Consider the following 22,337-nt stretch of genomic DNA (forward strand, 5'->3'; position numbering starts at 1 on the left):
GCGCGGCGGGCGCCGAACCGAAGTTTCAGATGAACCGGAATCCACAAGAAAGACGAACGTCCGAGCAGATTCGCGCGGGCAACAAGCGGCTCGGCCTCATCCTGCTCGTCATCGCCGCCGTTTTTTTTGTGGGTGTCGTGATCAAGCAGTGGTGGCTGTCCACTCACTGAGGCAGTAACTGACGCAGTAGCGAGGAAGTTGTCGTATGTCGAAGCCGGAAGAGGGCGCGGTCGATCGCGCGTTCAATCGTTCGATGCTGGTGAAGCTCTTCGTCGTGGCCGGGCTGATGTTCGGTTTCGGCTTCGCGCTGATCCCGATGTATCGGGCGATCTGCCAGATCACCGGCATCAACAACCTGGTGCAGCGCGACGTCAGCGAGCGCGAGGTGAAGAACTCGCAGGTCGACTACAGCCGTACGGTGTCGGTCGAGTTCGATGCGAACGCGCGCGGCCCGCTCGGTTTCAAGCCGGAGCACAACAGCCTCGACGTGCACCCGGGCGAACTGACGACGATCGTGTACGACGTGACGAACGGGCAGGGCCGGCCGGTCGTTGCACAGGCGATTCCGAGCTACGCGCCGAAGCAGGCGACGGAGTTCTTCAAGAAGATCGAGTGCTTTTGCTTCACGCAGCAGACGCTGGCCGCGAACGAGTCGCGCAAGATGCCGGTGGTGTTCGTGATCGATCCGAAACTGCCGAAGGACGTGAAGACGATCACGCTGTCGTACACGTTCTTCGAGCTGAATACGCCGGCTGCGCCGGCGCCGGCGACGCGCAGTACCGCGGCGCAGGGCGCGGCGAAGCCGGACGCATGACGACGGAGGCGGGGCAATGACGGAGGGCAAGCGGGGCGGATCGTTCGGCCAGGCGGTGAGAGCGGTGCTGTGGTCGTTCTTCGGGGTGCGCAAGCGGCGCGACCTCGAGGCCGACGCGACGCAGCTCAATCCGCTGCACGTGCTGATCGTCGCGTTGATCGCGGCCGGCGTGTTCATCGGCGTGCTGATCCTGATCGTGCGCGCCGTCGTGGGCTGAGGCCCGCGGCTACGAAAGAATGCAGTGCGCAGCGCCACGGTGCTGCGTGCAGGAAAGAGCGGTGGCGGTCGCGCCGCGCAAGAAATAAAGCCGGAGCGGTTTCCGGTACACAAATTGGACTGAAGTGGAGAATCAAGCATGAGCGGTCAAAACCAGACCCCGTACTATTTCGTGCCGCATCCGTCGCAGCATCCGATCAGCGCGGCCATCGGCCTGCTGGTCATGCTCGGATCGGTGGCGCTGTGGATCAACGGTCACGACTGGGCGCCGTTTACGGCGCTGCTCGGCCTGCTGTGGTTGCTCTTCACGCTGTATCACTGGTTCGGCGACGCGATCGCCGAATCGGAAGGCGGTCATTACGGCAAGAACGTCGACAAGTCGTACCGCTGGAGCATGAGCTGGTTCATCTTCTCCGAAGTCATGTTCTTCGGCGCGTTTTTCGGCGCGCTGTTCTATGCGCGTGAAATCGCGCTGCACCAGCTCGGCAGCCTCGACTACAAGCTGATCTGGCCGGACTTCTCCGCCGTGTGGCCGAACGAAGGCCCCGCCGCGCTCGCCGGTCACTTCAAGACGATGGGCCCGTGGCCGATCCCGACGCTGAACACCGCATTCCTGCTGTCGTCGGGCGTGACGCTGACGATCTCGCACCACGCACTGCGCGACGATCATCGCAAGAAGGCGATCGCATGGCTGGCCGCGACGCTCGCGTTCGGTATCTGCTTCCTGTTCCTGCAGGGCTTCGAGTACTTCCACGCGTACAACGAACTGAACCTGACGCTGAACTCGGGCGTGTACGGTTCGACGTTCTTCCTGCTGACCGGCTTCCACGGCTTCCACGTGTTCCTCGGCGGCACGATGCTCGCGGTGGTGCTGGTGCGGATGATCCGTGGCCACTTCAAGCCCGATCACCACTTCGCATTCGAAGGCGCCGCCTGGTACTGGCACTTCGTCGACGTCGTCTGGCTCGGCCTGTACGTCGTCGTCTACTGGCTGTAATGGAAAAACGGCCCGCGCAGCAATGCGCGGGCCGTTTTCATTGGTGTTGGCGCGAGCCGACACCACCCTGGCGCCGCCGCGACTCAGTCAGGCGGCGCTTTTGCTTGGTGGCGCGGCTATGCGGCGAAATGTCACAGCGGTTGCAGCGGGCCGCGGCGGCAAATGCGTCAACGTCCGATCGGCAGGCCGGTCGAATGGATCCAGCCCATCCAGTTCGCGAGCAGGATGAACAGGAACAGCGAGACCGACAGCCCGACGCGGGTGGCGAGCGACCAGGCCATGCGTTTCGTGTGGCCGCGGTCGTGCATCATGAAGTAGAGCGCCGAGCCCATGCTGGCGATGATGAGGACGAAGGCGATGGGAACGAGTATGTGCATGACACGAACCGGACGACGGCAATTCGAAAGGAAGGGGATAATTATCGCACTTCGCTTTCGTGAATGTGCCCGGCGGGCCGCACGATGAAGATTCGCTGGCTGCCTGCGCTGCTGGTTCTCGTCGTCGTCGCGGTCACGATCCGTCTCGGTTTCTGGCAGCTCGACCGCGCGCACCAGAAGGAAGCGCTGCAGGCGAGCATCGTGCGCTACGAGCATGCGGCGCCCGTCGATGTCGGCGCGCAGCCGATTCCGCTCGCGTCGATCGAGTTTCATCGCGTGCGTGCGAAGGGCCGCTTCCTGCCCGAGCAAGCCGTGTTCCTCGACAATCGGCCGTATAACGACCAGCCGGGTTTTTACGTCGTGATGCCGTTTAAACTCACGGGCGGCGGCGTCGTGCTCGTCAACCGTGGCTGGCTGCCGCGCAACATCGCCGATCGCACGGCGATCGAGTCGTTCGCGACGCCCACGGGCGACGTCGAGATCGTTGGCATCGCGCGCGCCGACGCGTCGCGCGCGTTCGAACTCGGCGAAGGCGGATCGGCGGCGCACCAGAAGATCCGGCAGAACCTGGACGTCGCCGCGTATGCGAAGGAAACTGGGCTGCCGCTGCAGCCGTTCGTGATCCAGCAGACGAGCGACGACGGCGACAAGCTCGTGCGCGACTGGCCGGCGGCGACGACCGGCGTCGAGCGCAATTACGGTTACATGTTTCAGTGGTGGGCGATGGCGGCGGCCGCGCTCGGCTTCGGCCTGTATGCCGCGCGGCGTGCAACGAAGAAGTCGGCCGGCGCATGAGTGCCATGCCATGCCAGGACGCGGCGCAAGCGCCGCGGGTTCGTTTCGAGAGGTCTGATTTGTCCATGCAATCTTCCCGTCAGGGTCCGGCCGCTGCGCCGATCTCGCCTGCGGCCCGCAAGCGCGGCCGCTGGATGCTCGTGCTGCTGGGTCTCGTGTGCGCCGCGCCGATGCTCGCGTCGTACTTCACCTATTACGTGATCAAGCCGAAGGGCGGTTCGACGAACTACGGCACGCTGATCGAGCCGCAGCGCCCGATCCCGGCGGATCTGCAGGTCACCGACGAAACCGGCAAGACGGTGCCGCTGTCGTCGCTGCGCGGCGTGTGGCTGTTCGTGATGACCGACCGCAGCGCGTGCGACGACGCCTGCGCGCAGAAGCTCTACTTCATGCGCCAGATCCGCGTCACGCAGGCGGGCGAACGGCACCGGATCACGATGGTGTGGTTGCGCAGCGATACGGGCGCGATGCCGCCGAAGGTGCTGGAAGCCTACCCCGATACGCGCCGGCTCGTCGCCGATCCGGCCGCGGTGGCCGCCTGGCTGCCGGCCGACGCCGGCACGAAGGACAGCGACCATATCTACATGGTCGACCCGAACGGCAACCTGATGATGCGTTTCCCGAAAGACCCGAATCCCGGCAAGATCAAGGCGGACGTCACGAAGCTGCTGAAGTGGTCGAGCATCGGCTAAGGCGATACAACGAGGCACCATTCCGATGTCGTATCTATTGCAACTCGGCCTGATCGGCTTCTGCATCGCGCTGCTGCCGCTGTCGTACGTGTGGGTGAAGGCCGACGACAACAAGTTCCGCAAGCTCGTGTGGATCACCACGTTCCTGACCCTCGACCTGGTGATGTTCGGCGGCTTCACGCGGCTGACCGATTCGGGGCTCGGCTGCCCCGACTGGCCCGGCTGCTACGGCACGTCGTCGCCGTTCATCGCGCACGCCGCGATCACGGCCGCGCACCAGGCGATGCCGACGGGCCCCGTCAGCATGACGAAGGCATGGATCGAGATGATCCACCGCTACTTCGCAATGGCGATCGGCGTGCTGATCATCGCGCAGGTCGTGATCGCGTGGTCCGCGCGGCTGCGCCGCCGCCCGCTGCACGTGTCGCCGTGGTGGCCGACGAGCCTGCTGCTGCTGATCCTCGTGCAGGGCGCGTTCGGCGCGTGGACGGTCACGATGAAGCTGCAGCCCGTGATCGTCACGATCCACCTGCTGCTCGGCCTCATGCTGCTCGGCACGCTCGGCTGGCTCGCGGCGCGGCAGACGCCGTTGCCGTCGCATGATCCCGAGGCCGGCCGCTACCGCGCGGCCGCGCTCGCGGCGCTCGTGCTGCTGGTCGTGCAGATCGCGCTCGGCGGCTGGGTGAGCACCAATTACGCGGTGCTCGCGTGTACCGATTTCCCGACCTGCAACGGCCAGTGGATCCCGCCGATGGATTTCCAGCACGGCTTCCACCTGTGGCGCGCGCTCGGGATGACGAAGGACGGCGACGCGATCACGCAGGATGCGCTGGTCGCGATCCACTGGACGCACCGCACGTTCGCGTTCGTCGTGGTCGCCTACCTGGTCGCGTTCGCGCTGAAGATGCGCCGCTTCGAATCGCTGCGGCGGCCCGCGAACGGCGTGCTGCTGGTCGTCCTGCTGCAGTTCGTGACGGGCCTGACCAACATCGTGCTGCAGTGGCCGCTGCCGGTCGCCGTCGCGCACAACGGCGGGGCCGCGATCCTGCTGCTGCTCGTCGTCATGTTAAACTTTCGCATCCTTTCAAGCCGCCCCGGCCGTGTCGCGCAGCCTGCGCGCGACGCCGCCCCGGCGTGACCGCCCCCATGCAAAGCACCCTCTCCCAATCGCCCGGTAGCCGTTTTTCCCAGTACATGGCGCTGACGAAGCCGCGTGTCACGCAGCTCGCGGTGTTCTGCGCGGTGATCGGCATGTTCCTCGCGACGCCGGGCATGGTGCCGTGGCATGTGCTGATCGGCGGCACGGTCGGCATCTGGCTGCTGGCCGGCGCCGCGTTCGCGATCAACTGCCTCGTCGAACAGAAGATCGACGCGATGATGCGTCGTACCGCATGGCGCCCGTCCGCGCGCGGCGAGATCACGACGCCGCAGATCCTGGTGTTCTCGGCCGTGCTCGGCAGCGTCGGCGCATGGACGCTCTATACGTTCACGAACCCGCTGACGATGTGGCTGACGATCGCGACGTTCGTCGGCTACGCGGTGATCTACACGCTGCTGCTCAAGCCGATGACGCCGCAGAACATCGTGATCGGCGGCGCGTCGGGCGCGATGCCGCCGGCGCTCGGGTGGGCCGCGGTCACCGGCGCGGTGCCCGGCGACGCGTGGATCCTCGTGCTGATCATCTTCGTGTGGACGCCGCCGCATTTCTGGGTACTCGCGCTCTATCGCCGCAAGGATTACGAGAGCGCGGGGCTGCCGATGCTGCCCGTCACGCACGGCGAGAAGTTCACGCGGCTGCACATCCTGCTGTACACGGTGATCCTGTTCGCCGTTACGCTGATGCCGTTCATCTCCGGGATGAGCGGGGCAGTCTACCTGACGAGCGCAGTGCTGCTCGGCGCGGTGTTCCTCGCGTATGCGTGGAAGATCTACCGCGACTATTCGGACGAACTCGCCCGCAAGGCCTTCCGCTACTCGATCGTCTATCTGTCGCTGCTGTTCGCGGCGCTGCTCGTCGATCACTATGCACGCCCGCTGCTCGGCGTGTAACCGCACGGTTTGAACGCAATGCTCCATTCACGGTTCGGGCGCCGCGCGCGCCAAGGCTGGATGCTCGCGTGTGCATTCACGGCAGCGCTGCTGCTCGCCGGATGCGACAACGCGCCGAAATTCCAGAATCTCGACATCACCGGCAACACGCAGTTCGGCAACGACTTCTCGCTGCCCGATACCGCCGGCAAGGTGCGCACGCTTGCCGACTTCAAGGGCCGTGCAGTCGTGATGTTCTTCGGCTATACGCACTGCCCGGACGTGTGCCCGACGACGATGGCCGAACTGTCCGAGGCGCTGAAGCAGCTTGGGCCCGATGCCGCGAAGCGCGTGCAGGTGCTGTTCGTCACCGTCGATCCGGAGCGCGACACGCCAGCGCTGCTCGGCCAGTACGTGCCCGCGTTCGATCCGTCGTTCATCGGCCTGCGGCCGGCCGACGAAGCGGCGCTGAAGAAGGTCACGAAGGATTTCCGCGTGTATTACGCGAAGGTGCCCGGCAAGACGCCCGGCAGCTACACGATGGATCACACCGCCGCGAGCTACGTGTTCGATCGCGACGGCAAGCTGCGCCTGTTCGTGCGCGACGGCCAGGGCGCCGGCCCGTGGGTCCACGACCTGAAGCTGCTGGTCGACTGACCGGCATTCGCCGGGCGCCCGGCCCGGCGTTTCGCGTGACGGCCGTGTTGCGCCGTCGCGCTTTCTCTCTTTCCCTTGTCGTCTGCATGCGCTGCCCGCCGGGCGGTGCGCCGGCACGCGCCTGTGTGCCGCGCAGGTGCCGCGTTACGGCAGCGCCGGCACGTTGAAGCCGGATGCGGCGCGCGTGATCCGGAATTCCGTCACGCGATACGTCGCGAGCCCCTCGGTGACGAACGGGTCGGTCTTCAGGATCGCGTCGAGTTCGTCGCGATCGATGCGGGCCGCGAGGATCACGCCGCCTTCGCGCGGCACCTTCGGCCCCGCCGCGATGAAGATGCCCTTGTCGAGCAGCGGCTGCAGATACGCACGGTGGCGTTCGAGCGCGTCGTCGATGCGCTCGAGGGACGCGGTGTAGTGGATGTCGATGACGTACATGGATGGCCCCGGAATGGCGCCGGCGCTTCGCGCGCCGGCCAGCCGGTCTTTGTAGCACAGCGGATGCGGGCTGTCGCGCCGGCGGGCGCGTGGCGGGGCGACGGCTGTGTGTCGGCCGCCGGTTCGCCGCACCGGCGCGTATTCAAGTTGTAAGCCTCGTTGCCGTAAATAGATGGGCAACCGTTTGCGCGCGACAGGCCGTTCGTGCGCATCGTGTGATCGACATCGACAAAGGCACGCAGATGAGCAGATTGAGTTTGAACCGCAAGCTGTGGCTCGCGCTTGCGCTGGTATGGATCGGTCTCCTGGGCGTCGGCGCATGGAGCGCCTACGAGACGCGCGCGACGATGCTCGCCGAACGCAAGGCCGGCATCGCGAATCTCGTCGACTCGGCAGCAGGCATCGTGACGGCGTATCACGCGCTCGCGCAGAGCGGCGCGCTGCCCGAGGCCGACGCGAAGCGCGATGCGCTCGCGAGCCTTGCCGCGATGCGCTACGGCGATTCGGGCTACGTGTTCGTGATGGACTCGAAGCCGGTCGTGCTGATGCATCCGACGCTGCCGAAGCTGGTCGGCACGCAGGTCGGCGACTATCTCGATCCGGACGGCAAGCCGCTGTTCGTCACGATCCTGGATGCCGCGAAGGCGACCGGCAGCGGCTTCGCCGAATATCGCGGACGGCTGCCGCACAGCGAGACCGCCGTGCCGAAGATCAGCTACGTCACGCGTTTCGCGCCGTGGGACTGGAACATCTCGAGCGGCGTCTTCCTGAAGGACATCGACACCATCTACTACCGGACGCTGCTCGGCCACCTCGCGGTCGTGTTCGTGATCGGCTTCGTGATCAGCGCCGCGATGCTGGTGATCATCCGCAACGTGCGCGCCAGCCTCGGCGGCGAACCCGACGAAGCGGCCGCGCTCGCGGCCCGCATCGCGCAGGGCGACCTGACGCAGCCGGTGTCCGTGCGCGCGGGCGACCGCACGAGCATGATGGCCGCGATGCGCGACATGCAGGCGCGGCTGCAGGCGACGATCGGCGGGATTCGCCAGTCGGCCGAAGCGATCGCGTCGGCGAGCCGCGAGATCTCGGCCGGCAACGATGACCTGTCGCAGCGCACCGAGGAGCAGGCCGCGTCGCTGGAAGAAACGGCCGCGAGCATGGAGCAACTGACCGCGACGGTGAAGCAGAATGCGGACAACGCGCGACAGGCGAGCGGGCTTGCGAACAACGCGTCGGACATCGCGCGCACGGGGAGCGACGTCGTGAACCGCGTGATCGGCACGATGGGCGAGATCGACGACAGCTCGCGCAAGATCGCCGACATTATCGGCGTGATCGAGGGCATCGCGTTCCAGACCAACATCCTTGCACTGAACGCGGCGGTCGAGGCCGCGCGCGCGGGCGAGCAGGGCCGCGGCTTCGCGGTGGTCGCGGGCGAAGTGCGCTCGCTCGCGCAGCGCAGCGCGACGGCCGCGAAGGAGATCCGCGAGCTGATCGTCGACTCGGTCGAGCGCGTGCGCAACGGCTCGACGCTGGTCGGCCAGGCCGGCACGACGATGGGCGAGATCCTGCAGGCCGTCGCGCGCGTGACCGACATCATGGGCGAGATCGCGGCCGCATCCGAGGAGCAGGCGAGCGGCATCACGCAGGTCGGGCGTGCCGTCACGCAGATGGACCAGGTCACGCAGCAGAACGCGGCGCTCGTCGAGGAGGCCGCCGCGGCCGCCGCGTCGCTGCAGGAACAGGCCGCGCGGCTGCGCGATGCGATCGGCGCGTTCCGGGTCGTCGGCGCCGGCGGCGTTTCGTCGGGTCGGGCAGTCGAGCCCGCGTTCGGCACGAAGGCGGCCGACGAAGCAGTGGTCGCGTGACGCGGGCTGGTTGATGCGCGCCACGCACAAACGCAACTAACGGCCAAGCCGCGCATCGTCTGCCGGCACCGCCGCGGTGCATATCCATATGAGCGGGATGTATTTCACTTCCCGCCGATCCTGTGACACCATTTGCGCCTTCCTGCGAGTCGGGGCATACCCGTATCGCGCCCCATTTCCAGTAAGCAAGAAAGCGAGAAACAGATGAAGCGTCGCAGTCTCCTGAAGGTATTTTCCGTGCTGGCCGCCGGTGCAGCGCTGACGCTGTCGGCAGGTGCGCATGCCGAGGACAAGGTGATCAAGGTCGGCACGGTCGCCGGCCCGGATTCGGAAGTGTGGCAACTCGTGCAGAAGGTCGCGAAGGAGAAGGAAGGCCTGAACGTGAAGGTCATCGAGTTCAACGACTACGTGCAGCCGAACGCGGCGCTCGACTCGGGCGACCTCGACGCGAACAGCTTCCAGCATCAGCCCTACCTCGACAGCCAGGTGAAGCAGCGCGGCTACAAGATCGTCAGCGCGGGCCTGACCTACATTTCGCCGATCGGCGTGTATTCGAAGAAGTTCAAGTCGCTGAAGGATCTGCCGCAAGGCGCGAAGCTCGCGGTGCCGAACGACCCGTCGAACGAGAACCGCGCGCTGCTGCTGTTGCAGACGCAGGGTGTGATCAAGCTGAAGGCGGGCGCCGGCACGGGCGGCAACAACGCGACGGTGCTCGACATTGCCGAGAACCCGAAGAAGCTGAAGATCTCCGAGCTCGACGCCGCGCAACTGCCGCGCGTGCTGTCGGACGTCGACGCGGCCGTGATCAACACGAACTACGCGCTGGCCGCGAACCTGCAGCCGACCAGGGACGCGATCGCGCTCGAAGCGCTGACGAGCCCGTACGCGAACCTGATCGCCGTGCGCGCGAAGGACAAGGACCAGCCGTGGGTGAAGAAGCTGGTCAAGGCGTACCAGTCGCCGGAAGTGAAGGAATTCATCAAGAAGCAGTTCAAGGGCTCGATGGTCGCGTCGTTCTGAACGCCGCACACCGGTCGGACCGCTGAACGAAAAGGGCCTGCGGGCCCTTTTTCATTGGCGCGGCCGATTGGCGGCCGCGCGGCGCCCGGCGGTCAGCGCTCGCTCACATCTCGCCGCGCCGCGAGCAGATCGACATGATCTGCTGGATCGCGTAGTTGTCGCGCACGCCCGGCAGCGACTGCACGACACACTCGTGAAAGCGCCGCTCGCGGGGCAGCAGCATCGCGTTGTTGCGGTACAGCGCGTCGCAGGAGCGCTGGATCAACTGGGCCGCCGCGCCGTTGCGGCTTTCGCGCAGCGCGCCGAGCATGCACTCGTCGTATTGCGCATAGCCGTCGGTCAGCGCGAACGCCGCGCCCGGCAGCGTCAGCGCGACGGCCGCGAATGCGATTGCACGGACTCCCCGTTTCATCTGCCCTCCGATGGAGTGGATTGGGTCGGCCGACAGCATAACGTAAAGCCGTGAGCGCGGCTGGCGGGTTGGCCGGAGCCGCCGCCGGCCGGGCTTCGCGCGCGGTCGCGGGCCTCGGCGGGTGCCGCGATCCGGCGCGCCGCACGAAAGCGCGGAGTCAGGCGGTGGTCTGCGGAAATGGTATCCTCGTGCGTTCGCCGCTGCACGCCTTCCCGGGGTGTGTGCGGGCCGGCCGCCGCCGTGTTGTACGCGTGGCGGCGCCCGTCCGACGGCGGCGGGAATCCATCATCCAGAACTGACACAATACGGGGGAGACACACCCATGAAGCGATTCAAGACTTTCGCGATCCGTTCGATCACGGCCGGCGTGGCCGTATTCGCGTTGGCAGGCGCCGCGCACGCGCAGACCGTCAAGGTGCTGTCGATCGTCGATCATCCGGCGCTCGACGCGATCCGCGACGGTGTGCGCGCCGAGCTGAAGGCGGAAGGCTACGGCGACGACAAGCTCAAGTGGGAATACCAGAGCGCGCAGGGCAACACGGGCACGGCCGCACAGATCGCGCGCAAGTTCGTCGGCGACAAGCCCGACGTGATCGTCGCGATCGCGACGCCGGCCGCGCAGTCGGTCGTCGCGGCGACGAAGAGCGTGCCGGTCGTCTATTCGGGCGTGACCGATCCGGTCGCCGCACAGCTCGTGAAGGGCTGGAGCCCGTCGGGCACCAACGTGACGGGCGTGTCCGACAAGCTGCCGCTCGATCGCCAGGTCGCGTTGATCAAGCGCGTCGTGCCGAATGCGAAGACGGTCGGCATGGTCTACAACCCGGGCGAGGCGAATTCGGTCGTCGTCGTGAAGGCGCTCAAGGAGATCCTCGCGAAGCAGGGGATGACGCTCAAGGAAGCGGCTGCCCCGCGCACCGTCGACATCGGCCCGGCCGCGAAGAGCCTGATCGGCAAGGTCGACGTGATCTACACGAACACCGACAACAACGTCGTGTCCGCGTACGAAGCGCTCGTGAAGGTCGCGAACGAAGCGAAGATCCCGCTCGTCGCGGGCGACACCGACAGCGTGAAGCGCGGCGGCATCGCGGCGCTCGGCATCAACTACGGCGACCTCGGCCGCCAGACGGGCAAGGTCGTCGCGCGCATCCTGAAGGGCGAGAAGCCGGGCGCGATCGCGTCGGAGACGAGCAGCAACCTCGAGCTGTTCGTGAACACGGGCGCGGCCGCGAAGCAGGGCGTCACGCTGTCGTCGGATCTCGTCAAGGAAGCGAAGACGGTCATCAAGTAAGCCGCGGCCCGACCGCTGCGCTTGCGGGCCCGATCCGGGCCTGAACGACACCGCCGGACGGGCGGCTCCCACCCGGGGTCGCCCGTTCGCTTCACCCGGCCGTACACGTCCGGCCGGGAAGCAACAGGATTTCCCCATCATGTCTCTGTTCTCGTTTCTGGGCGCGCTGGAGATCGGCCTGATCTTCAGTCTCGTCGCTCTCGGGGTGCTGATCTCGTTTCGCATCCTCAACTTCCCCGATCTCACCGTCGACGGCAGTTTTCCGCTCGGCGGCGCCGTCGCCGCGACGCTGATCTCGGCCGGCTACGATCCGTTCTCCGCGACGGCGTTCGCGATCGTCGCGGGCGCGCTGGCCGGCTTCATCACCGGCTGGCTCAACGTGCGCCTGAAGATCATGGATCTGCTCGCCAGCATCCTGATGATGATCGCGCTGTATTCGGTGAACCTGCGGATCATGGGCCGGCCGAACGTGCCGCTGATCACCGAGCCGACGCTGTTCACCGTGCTGCAGCCCGACTGGATGCCCGACTACGTGCTGCGCCCGGCGCTGCTCGCGATCGTCGTCGTGGTCGCGAAGCTCGGCCTCGACTGGTTCTTCTCGTCGCAGCTCGGCCTCGCGATGCGCGCGACCGGCGCGAACCCGCGGATGGCGCGTGCGCAAGGCATCGCGACCGGCCGCGCGACGCTCGCCGGGATGGCGCTGTCGAACGCGCTCGTCGCGCTCGCAGGCGCCTTGTTCGCGCAGACGCAGGGCGGCGCGGACATCTCGATGGGGATCGGCACGATCGTGATCGGGCTGGCCGCGGTGATCATCGGCGAGACGCTGCTGCCCGCGCGCCGGCTCGTGCTGACGACGCTCGCCGTCGTGCTCGGGGCGATCGTCTACCGCTTCTTCATCGCGCTCGCGCTGAACAGCGAATTCATCGGCCTGAAGGCGCAGGATCTGAACCTCGTGACGGCCGCGCTCGTCACGATCGCACTGGTGCTGCCGGCGACGCGCAAGAAGCTGTTCGCGCGCAAGAACGGAGGGGCATGACATGCTGTCCGCACAAGACCTGAAACTCACGTTCAATCCCGGTACGCCGATCGAGACGCGCGCGCTGCGCGGGCTGTCGCTCGAGATTCCCGACGGCCAGTTCGTCGCGGTGATCGGCTCGAACGGCGCCGGCAAGTCGACCTTCCTCAATGCGGTCAGCGGCGACCAGCGCGTCGATGCGGGGCGCATCTCGATCGACGGTGCGGACGTCACGCGCCAGCCCGCATGGGACCGCGCGCACCTCGTCGCGCGCGTGTTCCAGGATCCGATGGCCGGCACCTGCGAGGCGCTGACGATCGAGGAGAACATGGCGCTCGCGACGGCGCGCGGCGTGCGGCGCGGCTTCCGGGCCGCGCTCGACCGGCCGTCGCGCGAGCTGTTCCGCGACAAGCTGCGGCTCCTGAACCTCGGCCTCGAGAACCGGCTGACCGACCGGATCGGGCTGCTGTCGGGCGGCCAGCGGCAGGCGGTGAGCCTGCTGATGGCGTCGCTGCGGCCGTCGCGGATCCTGCTGCTCGACGAGCACACGGCCGCGCTCGACCCGAAGACGGCCGCGTTCGTGCTGGAACTGACCGCGCGCATCGTCGCCGAGAGCAAGCTGACGACGATGATGGTCACGCACAGCATGCGGCAGGCGCTCGACTACGGCGATCGCACGGTGATGCTGCACCAGGGGCAGGTCGTGCTCGACGTGTCGGGCGACGCGCGCAAGGGGCTCGACGTGCCGGACCTGCTGCAGATGTTCGAGAAGGTGCGTCACGAGCAGCTCGACGACGACGCGTTGTTGCTCGGCTGACGGGCGACGGGCGGGCCGGCGCGATGCGGGGTGCTGCATCGTGCCGGTTTGAGTGCCGATCGGGCCCGATGATTCGGCGCGCGTGCGTCGCATCGGGCCGGATGGTTGTGACGGCGGGTGTTCGGGCGGCATGATCCGGCCACGCCCGATCCGGCGCGCCGTCGCATGACGGGCGCGCCGGCTTTTCCTCTGCCTTTCTTCCGACAAAAACCGGTTTCGCACCGGCGCTGTGCGACGCAAGCGCATTGCCATATACTGTATATCCATACAGTTGTGGGTGGCGTCATGCTCGCATCCTCCATTTCTCCCGAATCCCTTCATCCGTCGCTCTGGCGCGGTTCGCAGCTCGCGCGCGGCGGTCCGCGCACGGTCGATACCGGCTTCGCGCCGCTGTCCGCCGAGCTGCCGGGCGGCGGCTGGCCGGTCGGCGGGCTCGTCGAACTGCTGGCCGCGCAGCCGGGCTGCGGCGAGATGCGGCTGCTCGCGCCCGCGCTCGCACGCACCGTCAGCGCCCGGCGTCCGCTCGCGCTCGTCGCGCCGCCGCAATCGCCGCATGCGACCGCGCTCGCCAGTCTCGGCGTGCCGGCCGACGCGCTGCTGTGGCTGCGCGCCGGCAACCGCACGGATGCATTGTGGGCCGCCGAGCAGGCGCTCAAGACCGGCTGTTGCGGCGCGCTGCTGCTCTGGCAGGACGCGCGGCCCGATGCGCTGCGGCGCCTGCATCTCGCGGCCGCGCGCACGGGCGACACGCTGTTCGTGATGCTGCGCCCGCTGTCGGCCGCGCGGCAGCCGTCGCCGGCCGTGCTGCGCGTCGCGCTGTATCCCGTGCCGGGCGGCGTGTCGCTCGACATCGTCAAGCGTCGCGGGCCCGCGCGCAGCGAGCCGCTCGTGCTCGACCTGCCGTCGCCCATCGTGGAGAGCCGCTATGCGCGTCTTGCTCGGCATCCATCTGCCGCGCCTGCCGCTCGACGTGTGCACCCCGCACCCGTCTGACGCAGCGGCCGGCGGCGCCGGCTGTGCGGTGCTCGAGCAAGGCGTCGTGCTGATCGCCGATGCGGCCGCGCGCCGGCAAGGCGTGCGCGCGGGCATGAAGCGCGGCGGCGTGCTGACGCTCGCGCCCGAGACGCAGCTCGTCGAACGCGATCCCGCGCGCGAGGCCGATGCGCTGCGCGCGGTCGCGCTCGCGTTGCTGCGCTTCTCGCCGTGCGTCGTGCTCGACGACGAAGCCACGCTGATCGTCGACGTCGGCCCGAGCCTGCGCCTGTTCGGCGGCCTGCCGTCGCTGTGCCGCCAGGCGCGCGCGACGCTCGCGGCGCTCGGTTATGCGGCGCGCCTGTCCGCCGCGCCGACCGGGCGCGGCGCGTGGCTGCTCGCGCGCACGTCGGCGCGCGCGCGCATCCGGCGCCGCGTCGCCGGCCAGGCCTCGCTCGTCCGCTTGCTCGACGGCCTGCCCTGTGTGCTGCTGCCCGATGCGCGTCCGTATGCAGGCTGGTTCGACGGCCTCGGTTGCCGCACGCTCGCCGATCTGCGCCGCCTGCCGCGCGCAGGGCTGCAGCGTCGTTGCGGCCCCGCGCTGCTGGCCGCGCTCGATCGCGCGTACGGCGATGCGGTCGAGCCGCTTGCGTGGATGGCGGTGCCGCCCGTGTTCGACGTGCGGCTCGAATTGCCGGAGCGCGTCGAATATGCGGAAGCCGTGCTGTTCGCCGCACGGCGGCTCGTCGTGCAGCTCTGCGGCTGGCTGGCCGCGCGGCAACTGTCGCTGGCCGCGATGACGTTCGATCTCGAGCACGAGCGCGGCCGCCAGGCCGTGCCGCCGACGCCGCTCGAACTCGCGTTCGCCGCGCCCGTGCGCGACGAGGCGCACTTCATGCGGCTGCTCGGCGAGCGGCTCGCGCGCGTCGAGTTGCCGGCCGCGGTGATCGCGGTGCGTCTGAAGGCCACGCGCGTCGAGTCGGTCGCACCGCCGGCCGACGATCTGTTTCCCGAGCCGGGCGGCACGCGCGAGACGCGCGCGCGGCTGTTCGAGCTGCTGGTCGCGCGGCTCGGTGCGGAGAACGTGCTGCGCGCGGCGCCGGTTGCCGATCACCGGCCCGAGGCCGCGAACCGCTGGCTGCCGCTCGATGCGCAGGCCGGCAAGCCGGCCGGCGGCCCGCCGGCCGTGCCGCCGCGTCCCGCGTGGCTGCTGGCCGAGCCGCTGCCGTTGCTGATGCGCGGGGAGCGGCCGGTATTTCATACGCCGCTCAGGATGATGTCGTCGGCGGAGCGGATCGAGGCAGGGTGGTTCGATGGTCAACTGGCCGCGCGCGATTATCACGTTGCGCAGGACGAAGAGGGCGCGTGCTATTGGGTATTCAGGGAGCGGACGAGCAGCCAGGCGGACCCGCACTGGTTTCTGCACGGCCTGTTCGGGTGAGCGGTGATGGCTGCGGAATACAAGTTTCTTCCTGACTACGCGGAGCTGTTCTGCCGTTCGAACTTTTCGTTTCTGCATGGCGCGTCGCATGCGGAGGAATTGGTCGAGCGCGCAGTGAAACTCCACTACCGTGGTATCGCGATCACCGACGAATGCTCGCTCGCGGGCGCGCCGCGCATGCATGTCGCGGCGAAGGCGAAAGGGCTGCCGCTCGTCATCGGTTCGTATTTCGAAGTAACACCGGATGAAGTCGCACCAGGCCACGATCCGGGCCCCGGCGCGTTCGGGCTCGTGCTGCTCGCGCAGAACCGCGAGGGCTACGGCAACCTGTCCGAGCTGATCTCGTGGCGACGGATGGAGGCGCCGAAGGGCACGTACCGACTGACGTCGCGGATGCTGTCGGCGCCGCCCGAGGAATTTGCGCATCTGCGCGGGATGCCGGATTGCTTCGCGATTCTTGTCCCCGCGTATCCGGTTCGCGCGAACGTGCTCGATGCGCAGGTCGCGTGGTTTCGCGCGACGTTCGGCGAGCGGGCACGGCTCGGGCTCGTGCAACTGCAGCGCGCGCTGGATGGGGGGCAGCGCGAGGAGATTCGAGCGGCGGGCGAGCGGCGTGGCGTGCGCGTCGTTGCGCTCGGCGACGTGACGATGCACCTGCGCTCGTGCAAGGCGCTGCAGGACGTGATGACGGCGATCCGGCTCGGGATGCCGGTGATGGAATGCGGGTATGCGCTCGCGCCGAATGCGGAACAGCATCTGCGTTCGCTCGGGCGAATCGGGCAACTGTACTCACCGGACGAGATCGCGGAAACGTGCGCGATTCTCGATGCGTGCCATTTCTCTCTCGACGAGTTGAAGTATGAATATCCGCTCGAACTCGTGCCGCGCGGACATACGCCGACGAGCTACCTGAAGCAGGAGACGTGGGCGGGTGTGGCTCGGCGTTACTGGAATGGTGTGCCGGAGAAAGTAGCAAAGCAGATCCGATATGAACTCGCCCTGATCGCGAAACTGGATTACGAGCCGTTCTTCCTGACCGTCTACGACATCGTCAAATACGCGCGCAGCCAGAACATCCTGTGCCAGGGCAGAGGCTCGGCAGCGAACTCGGTAGTCTGTTACTGCCTGGGCATCACCGAGGTGAATCCCGAGCAGAGCACGATGCTGTTCGAACGTTTCATCAGCAAGGAGCGCGGCGAGCCGCCCGACATCGACGTCGACTTCGAGCATCAGCGCCGGGAAGAAGTCATTCAGCATATCTACAAGAAATACGGCAAGGATCGCGCGGCACTCGCGGCGGCCGTTTCGACCTATCGTCCGCGCGGCGTGCTGCGCGAAACCGGCAAGGCGCTCGGTGTCGATCCGATGCTGATCGACCGCGTCGCGAAGGGGCATCGCTGGTTCGACGGTAGCCGTGATCTGCTGCAGCAATTCGCGACGACCGGGCTCGACCCGGCGACGCCGATGATTCGCGCATGGGCCGAATTGTCGGGGCGATTGCTCAATTTCCCGCGCCACCTGTCGCAGCACTCGGGCGGCTTCGTGATCAGCCGAGGCAAGCTCACGCGGCTCGTGCCGGTCGAGAACGCGGCGATGGACGGGCGGCGCGTGATCCAGTGGGATAAAGACGACCTCGAATCGCTCAAGCTGATGAAGGTCGACGTGCTCGCGCTCGGCATGCTGTCGGCGTTGCATCGCGCGTTCGACATGGTCACTGCGTGGCGCGGGCCGCCGCTGCGCGACGGAAAACCGTTCGCGCTGAAAAACATTCCTCAAAAGGACGAAACGACCTACGACATGATCTGCCGCGCCGACACGGTCGGCGTGTTTCAGATCGAATCGCGCGCACAGATGTCGATGCTGCCGCGCCTGCGGCCGCGCAACTACTACGATCTCGTGATCCAGGTATCGATCGTTCGGCCGGGGCCGATCCAGGGCGGCGCGGTGCATCCGTACCTGAAGCGGCGCAGGATCATCGCTGGCGAGGAAGAGGGCGAGGTGACGTATCCGAGCGAGGCACTCAAGGAGGTGCTCGTTCGTACGCTTGGCGTGCCGATCTTCCAGGAGCAGGTCATGCAGATCGCGATCGTCGCCGCGGGTTTCACACCCGGCGAAGCGGATGAACTGCGTCGCGCGATGGCCGCATGGAAACGCAAGGGCAATCTCGAGAGGTATCACGACAAGATCGTCTACGGCATGCTCGAACGCGGCTATACACGCGAATTCGCCGAACAGATCTTCGAGCAGATCAAGGGCTTCGGCGAATACGGTTTCCCCGAGAGCCACGCGGCAAGTTTCGCGAAGCTCGCCTACGCCAGCAGCTGGCTCAAATGCCACGAACCGGCGATCTTCCTCGCCGCATTGCTGAACAGCCAGCCGATGGGTTTCTACCCGCCGTCGCAACTCGTGCAGGACGCAAAGCGGCACGGCGTGCAGGTCATGCCGATCGATGTCACGCAAAGCGGCTGGGAAGCGTCGCTCGAAGCGCTGCCCGGCCAGCCGCCGCCACACGGCCCGCCCGCCGTGCGGCTCGGCCTGTCGCTCGTCCGCGGCCTTGGCGAAGCCGCTGCGCGCCGCATCGAAGCCGCACGCGCAGTTGGCCCCTTCGAGAACGTCGACACCCTCGCGCGCCGCGCGCAGCTCGAACGCCGCGACCTCGAAGCGCTCGCCGCCGCGAACGCGCTCGCGACGCTCGCCGGCCATCGCCGCGACGCATTGTGGCAGGCCGTCGCCGCGGCGCCGGAGCGCGACCTGCTCGCCGCCGCGCCGATCGACGAAGTGGAGAAGCCCGCGCTCGGCGCACCGTCGGAGGCCGACGACATCCTCGCCGACTATCACACCACCGGCCTCACGCTGAACCGCCACCCGGTCGCGCTGCTGCGGCCTGCGCTGTGCGCACGGCGGCTGTCGTCCGCGGCCGAACTGCGCGACCGCCCCGACGGCCGGCTTGCGCGCGCGTGCGGGCTGGTGACCGCGCGGCAGATGCCGGGCACCGCGAAAGGCGTGATGTTCATGACGCTCGAGGACGAAACCGGCTGCGTGAACGTGATCGTCCGGCCCGAACTGCTCGCGCGGCAGCGCCGCGAAACCCTCGATTCGCGGCTGCTTGCGGCGTCCGGCGTGTGGCAGGTCGTGAGCGACGTGAGGCACCTCGTCGCGCAGCATTTCGAGGATCTGACGCCGCTGCTCGGCGGCCTGCGCACGTCGAGCCGCGAATTCCACTGACGCCACCGACGCGTACCGCCGGCCCGCCCGGCGCTTCGCGAGACGATGCATACCAGTCGGCTCAACTGGTTCTATTCCGGTCTCATATTCACACCCGAAACCCGGCTGAACCGTGCATCGGAACTGTCCCCTTGCATACCACTCCGGGTAAATCCCTATCCCGCACGGCGTTGTAAACAAAGGCTTTATCGGCGCTAAAACGCTTGCCGGGCAAGGCTTTCGGCGATTTGCGCACCGCTAATACCAGTTCGTTGACTGGTATTATGGTGGTTATATAATGCGTTCACTTTCGACGGCCTGAGGTCGTCGTCCGACACCCGGAGGCACATGGAAACCGGCTGGTCCGAACTGGCGCCCGATCCGCTCAACGACACGCCGCTTTATCTGCAGCTCGCCCGCAACCTGGCGAGCGCGATTCACGGCGGCGCGTGGCGGGCCGGGGAGGCGCTGCCGTCGGAGCGGTTGCTGTCGGTGTCGGTCGGCGTATCGCGGATCACGGCTCGCCGCGCACTCGCGCTGCTGGTCGAGCAGGGGCTGATCACGCGGGCGCGCGGTGCGGGCAGTTTCATCACGCCGCGCGTCGCCGATCCGCTGTCGCGCCTGGTCGGCTTCACCGCGAAGATGCAGCAGCGCGGCTTCATGCCCGATTCGGTGTGGCTGTCGCGCAGGCTGCGCGCCGCGAACCGCGACGAGATCACGCATCTCGGCCTCGCGCCGGGTGCGACGGTTGCGCGGCTCGAACGGCTGCGCCGCGCGGACGGCATCGTGATGGCCGTCGAGCATTCGACGCTGCCGGCCGCGGTGGTGCCCGATCCGCAGGCGCTCGGCGCGTCGCTGTACGAATACCTCGAAGCGCGCGGCATGGTCGTCGTGCGTGCGCTGCAGCACTTTCGCGCGGTGAACGCGACGCGCGAGATCGCGAAATGGATGGCGGTGAAGCCGGGCGCGGCGCTCCTCGTGATCACGCGCATCGGCTACGGTGCCGACCAGCGCGCGATCGAAGTGACCGAATCGTATTGCCGCGACGACTATTACGACTTCGTCGCCGAACTGAAACGCTGACGCGCGAGACTGCCCGCGCGTGACATGCGCGAAGCAACGACACGGATTTGCAAATCACGACGCGGATGCCCGCGTCACCAGATCATCAAGAGAACGTCATGCTGACTGGAAACATCCTCACCCCCGACGGCTGGATTCACGGTTCGCTCGATAGCGAGAACGGCCGCATCACCACGCTCGACGGTACGCCCGCCGATCCCGCGAAGAACGACGCGCCGTACATCCTGCCCGGCTTCATCGACCTGCACGTGCACGGCGGCGGCGGCGCCGACGTGATGGAAGGCGGCGACGCGATCGAGACGATCGCCCGCACGCACGCGCAATTCGGCACGACGAGCCTGCTCGCGACGACGATGACCGCGCCGCGCGACGAACTGATGAAAGTCGTCGGCAACCTCGGCAGCGTTGCGCGCACCCGCACGCCGGGCGGCGCGCGCGTGCTCGGCGTGCACCTCGAAGGCCCGTACATCAACCCCGGCAAGCTCGGCGCGCAGCCCGACGCGGCCGTGTCGGCCGTGCTCGACGAAGTGCTGAAGTACCTGTCGATCGCGCCGATCCGCGTCGTCACGCTCGCGCCGGAAATCGCCGGCCACATCGAGATCATCGGCGAGATGGCCGCGCGCGGCGTGCGCGTGCAGCTCGGCCACTCGCTCGCGACCTACGACGATGCCGTCGCCGCGCTCAAGCACGGCGCATGCGGCTTCACGCACCTGTTCAACGCGATGTCGCCGCTGCATCACCGCAACCCGGGCCTGGTGGGCGCGGCGCTTGCGCATGCCGAATACGCGGAAATCATTCCCGACCTGCTGCACGTGCACCCGGGCGCGATTCGTGCGGCGCTGCGCGCGATCCCGCGCCTGTACGTCGTGACCGACAGCACGTCCGCAACCGGCATGCCCGACGGCGAATACCGGCTCGGCAGCCAGCACGTGACGAAGTGCCTCGGCGGCGTGCGGCTGGCCGACGGCACGCTCGCCGGCAGCACGCTGACGATGGACCAGGCGTTGCGCAACCTCGTGTCGCTCGGCCTGCCGATCGCCGACGTGTCGAACCGGATGTCGCGCTATGCGGCCGACTACCTCGGCATCGCCGATCGCGGCCGCCTCGAACGCGGCGCATGGGCCGACCTCGCGGTGTTCGATCGCGACCTGAACCTCACCGCGACCTATGTCGAAGGAGAATCGATTGTCGAATATGCTTAAGGAAGCGCGCGAGTCCGCCCAGGTCGTCGCCGCGCAAATCGCCGACACCACGCGCGTCGAAGCGCTCGCCGGCCAATTGCTCGATCACCCGCCGGCCGTTGCGCTGACGGTCGCGCGCGGCAGCTCGGATCACGCCGCGAGCTATTTCGCGAGCCTGACGATGAGCCGCCTCGGCGTGCCGGTCGCGTCGCTGCCGATGTCGGTCGCGACGCTGCAGCAGGCGCCGCTGAAGGTGCAGGATCAACTCGCGATCGCCTTCTCCCAGTCGGGCAAGAGCCCCGACCTCGTCAACACGATGGCCGCGCTGCGCGAAGCCGGCGCGCGCACCGTCGCCGCCGTGAACGTGCTGCCGTCGCCGCTCGCCGATGCGTGCGAGCACCAGTTGCCGCTGCTCGCCGGCCCCGAACTGTCGGTCGCCGCGACGAAGAGCTATATCGCGATGCTGTCGCTGTCCGCGCAGATCGTCGCCTACTGGCAGCGCGACGCCGCGCTGACGACCGCGCTGCGCGGCCTGCCCGACGTGCTCGCGCAGGCTGGCCGGCTCGACTGGTCGCAGGCCGTTGCCGCGCTTGCGGGCATCGAGCGGATGATCGTCATCGGCCGCGGCCTTGGTCTCGCGATCGCGCAGGAAGCCGCGCTTAAGCTGAAGGAAACGTCCGGCATCCAGGCCGAGGCGTTCTCGAGCGCCGAAGTCCGTCACGGCCCGATGGAGTTGATCGACCGCGACTATCCGCTGCTCGTGTTCGCACCGCCGGGGCCCGAGCAGGCCGGCCTGCTGCAGCTCGCGCAAGACATGCGCGCACGCGGCGCCGCCGTGCTGCTCGCGGCGCCCGCCGGCACGCCCGGCGCGACGTTGCCGCTCGCGCAGTCCGCCCATCCGGCGCTTGACCCGATCGCCGCCATTCTTTCGTTCTACGTGATGGCGGCGGATCTTGCCGTCGCGCGCGGCCGCAATCCCGACACGCCGCGCCACCTGAACAAAGTCACCGAAACGCACTGATAGC

23 protein-coding genes are annotated in these 22,337 nt (G+C 67.7%); 20 read left to right on the forward strand and 3 right to left on the reverse strand.

What is annotated here, in order from left to right:
- Positions 1–29 precede the first annotated feature (29 nt).
- The 4 genes from JYG32_RS16310 (at position 30) to JYG32_RS16325 (ending at position 2,027) form a co-directional block, all read left to right on the forward strand.
- Complete coding sequence (locus tag JYG32_RS16310; RefSeq protein ID WP_213264103.1) at positions 30–170, forward strand: cytochrome oxidase small assembly protein; 141 nt, start codon at positions 30–32, stop codon at positions 168–170.
- Between the two features lie 35 nt (positions 171–205).
- A complete protein-coding gene (locus tag JYG32_RS16315) occupies positions 206–814 on the forward strand; it encodes a cytochrome c oxidase assembly protein (protein ID WP_122168354.1) in 609 nt (202 codons plus the stop codon).
- Positions 815–830: 16 nt separating this feature from the next.
- Positions 831–1,031 carry a DUF2970 domain-containing protein gene (locus JYG32_RS16320; protein ID WP_174383357.1) on the forward strand — a complete coding sequence of 67 codons (201 nt, stop codon included), beginning with the start codon at positions 831–833 and terminating at the stop codon, positions 1,029–1,031.
- Between the two features lie 138 nt (positions 1,032–1,169).
- The gene (locus tag JYG32_RS16325; RefSeq protein ID WP_174383358.1) at positions 1,170–2,027 is read left to right on the forward strand and encodes a cytochrome c oxidase subunit 3; all 858 of its coding nucleotides are present in this window, start codon (positions 1,170–1,172) and stop codon (positions 2,025–2,027) included.
- Positions 2,028–2,194: 167 nt separating this feature from the next.
- Here the strand turns inward: JYG32_RS16325 and JYG32_RS16330 are convergent, their stop codons facing one another.
- A complete protein-coding gene (locus tag JYG32_RS16330) occupies positions 2,195–2,404 on the reverse strand; it encodes a twin transmembrane helix small protein (RefSeq protein ID WP_174383359.1) in 210 nt (69 codons plus the stop codon).
- Positions 2,405–2,488: 84 nt separating this feature from the next.
- Between JYG32_RS16330 and JYG32_RS16335 the strand changes: the two genes are divergently transcribed.
- The 5 genes from JYG32_RS16335 (at position 2,489) to JYG32_RS16355 (ending at position 6,576) form a co-directional block, all read left to right on the forward strand.
- Positions 2,489–3,199, forward strand: coding sequence for an SURF1 family protein (locus JYG32_RS16335; protein ID WP_249744560.1), 711 nt, complete (start codon positions 2,489–2,491; stop codon positions 3,197–3,199).
- Positions 3,200–3,264: 65 nt separating this feature from the next.
- Positions 3,265–3,891, forward strand: coding sequence for an SCO family protein (locus JYG32_RS16340; RefSeq protein WP_174383361.1), 627 nt, complete (start codon positions 3,265–3,267; stop codon positions 3,889–3,891).
- Between the two features lie 25 nt (positions 3,892–3,916).
- Positions 3,917–5,029, forward strand: a complete 1,113-nt coding sequence (locus tag JYG32_RS16345; protein WP_174383362.1) for a COX15/CtaA family protein — start codon at positions 3,917–3,919, stop codon at positions 5,027–5,029.
- 8 nt (positions 5,030–5,037) lie between these two features.
- Entirely contained in the window at positions 5,038–5,940 is a 903-nt protein-coding gene (cyoE, locus tag JYG32_RS16350; RefSeq protein ID WP_048247036.1) for a heme o synthase, read from the forward strand.
- A gap of 18 nt (positions 5,941–5,958) precedes the next feature.
- Positions 5,959–6,576 carry an SCO family protein gene (locus tag JYG32_RS16355; RefSeq protein WP_174383363.1) on the forward strand — a complete coding sequence of 206 codons (618 nt, stop codon included), beginning with the start codon at positions 5,959–5,961 and terminating at the stop codon, positions 6,574–6,576.
- 144 nt (positions 6,577–6,720) lie between these two features.
- On the opposite strand, the gene JYG32_RS16360 is transcribed toward JYG32_RS16355, so the two are convergent.
- Complete coding sequence (locus tag JYG32_RS16360; RefSeq protein WP_047899084.1) at positions 6,721–7,011, reverse strand: YciI family protein; 291 nt, start codon at positions 7,009–7,011, stop codon at positions 6,721–6,723.
- A gap of 242 nt (positions 7,012–7,253) precedes the next feature.
- On the opposite strand from JYG32_RS16360, the gene JYG32_RS16365 reads away from it, so the two are divergent.
- Both JYG32_RS16365 and JYG32_RS16370 read left to right on the forward strand, forming a co-directional pair.
- Entirely contained in the window at positions 7,254–8,879 is a 1,626-nt protein-coding gene (locus tag JYG32_RS16365; protein ID WP_213264105.1) for a methyl-accepting chemotaxis protein, read from the forward strand.
- Positions 8,880–9,083: 204 nt separating this feature from the next.
- Positions 9,084–9,899 carry a MetQ/NlpA family ABC transporter substrate-binding protein gene (locus JYG32_RS16370; protein ID WP_174383365.1) on the forward strand — a complete coding sequence of 272 codons (816 nt, stop codon included), beginning with the start codon at positions 9,084–9,086 and terminating at the stop codon, positions 9,897–9,899.
- A 103-nt stretch (positions 9,900–10,002) separates the two neighbouring features.
- Here JYG32_RS16370 and JYG32_RS16375 read toward each other — a convergent pair whose 3' ends face one another.
- Complete coding sequence (locus tag JYG32_RS16375) at positions 10,003–10,311, reverse strand: VF_A0006 family four-cysteine protein (protein ID WP_213264106.1); 309 nt, start codon at positions 10,309–10,311, stop codon at positions 10,003–10,005.
- A gap of 322 nt (positions 10,312–10,633) precedes the next feature.
- Here JYG32_RS16375 and JYG32_RS16380 point away from each other — a divergent pair, with 322 nt between their 5' ends.
- From JYG32_RS16380 to JYG32_RS16420, 9 genes are all read left to right on the forward strand, one after another.
- Positions 10,634–11,599, forward strand: coding sequence for an ABC transporter substrate-binding protein (locus tag JYG32_RS16380; RefSeq protein WP_213264107.1), 966 nt, complete (start codon positions 10,634–10,636; stop codon positions 11,597–11,599).
- A gap of 139 nt (positions 11,600–11,738) precedes the next feature.
- Complete coding sequence (locus tag JYG32_RS16385; RefSeq protein WP_047899080.1) at positions 11,739–12,635, forward strand: ABC transporter permease; 897 nt, start codon at positions 11,739–11,741, stop codon at positions 12,633–12,635.
- A gap of 1 nt (position 12,636) precedes the next feature.
- Entirely contained in the window at positions 12,637–13,431 is a 795-nt protein-coding gene (locus JYG32_RS16390; RefSeq protein WP_174383368.1) for an ABC transporter ATP-binding protein, read from the forward strand.
- Between the two features lie 285 nt (positions 13,432–13,716).
- A complete protein-coding gene (imuA, locus tag JYG32_RS16395) occupies positions 13,717–14,424 on the forward strand; it encodes a translesion DNA synthesis-associated protein ImuA (RefSeq protein WP_213264108.1) in 708 nt (235 codons plus the stop codon).
- Positions 14,357–15,844: a Y-family DNA polymerase gene (locus tag JYG32_RS16400; protein ID WP_213264109.1), complete on the forward strand. Its 1,488-nt coding sequence runs from the start codon at positions 14,357–14,359 to the stop codon at positions 15,842–15,844. The genes imuA and JYG32_RS16400 overlap by 68 nt, the downstream gene beginning before the upstream one ends.
- A 6-nt stretch (positions 15,845–15,850) precedes the next feature.
- Positions 15,851–19,069, forward strand: a complete 3,219-nt coding sequence (locus tag JYG32_RS16405; protein WP_213264110.1) for an error-prone DNA polymerase — start codon at positions 15,851–15,853, stop codon at positions 19,067–19,069.
- A gap of 327 nt (positions 19,070–19,396) precedes the next feature.
- Positions 19,397–20,131, forward strand: coding sequence for a GntR family transcriptional regulator (locus JYG32_RS16410; protein ID WP_174384468.1), 735 nt, complete (start codon positions 19,397–19,399; stop codon positions 20,129–20,131).
- A gap of 98 nt (positions 20,132–20,229) precedes the next feature.
- Positions 20,230–21,333: an N-acetylglucosamine-6-phosphate deacetylase gene (gene nagA / locus JYG32_RS16415; protein WP_069746988.1), complete on the forward strand. Its 1,104-nt coding sequence runs from the start codon at positions 20,230–20,232 to the stop codon at positions 21,331–21,333.
- On the forward strand, positions 21,326–22,333 hold the full coding sequence (locus JYG32_RS16420) for an SIS domain-containing protein (protein ID WP_213265443.1): 1,008 nt from the start codon (positions 21,326–21,328) through the stop codon (positions 22,331–22,333). Before nagA ends, JYG32_RS16420 begins: the two co-directional genes overlap by 8 nt.
- Positions 22,334–22,337: the final 4 nt, after the last annotated feature.

The sequence above is a fragment of the Burkholderia pyrrocinia genome, from assembly GCF_018417535.1.
In the GTDB taxonomy this organism is placed as follows: Bacteria; Pseudomonadota; Gammaproteobacteria; order Burkholderiales; family Burkholderiaceae; genus Burkholderia; species Burkholderia pyrrocinia_E.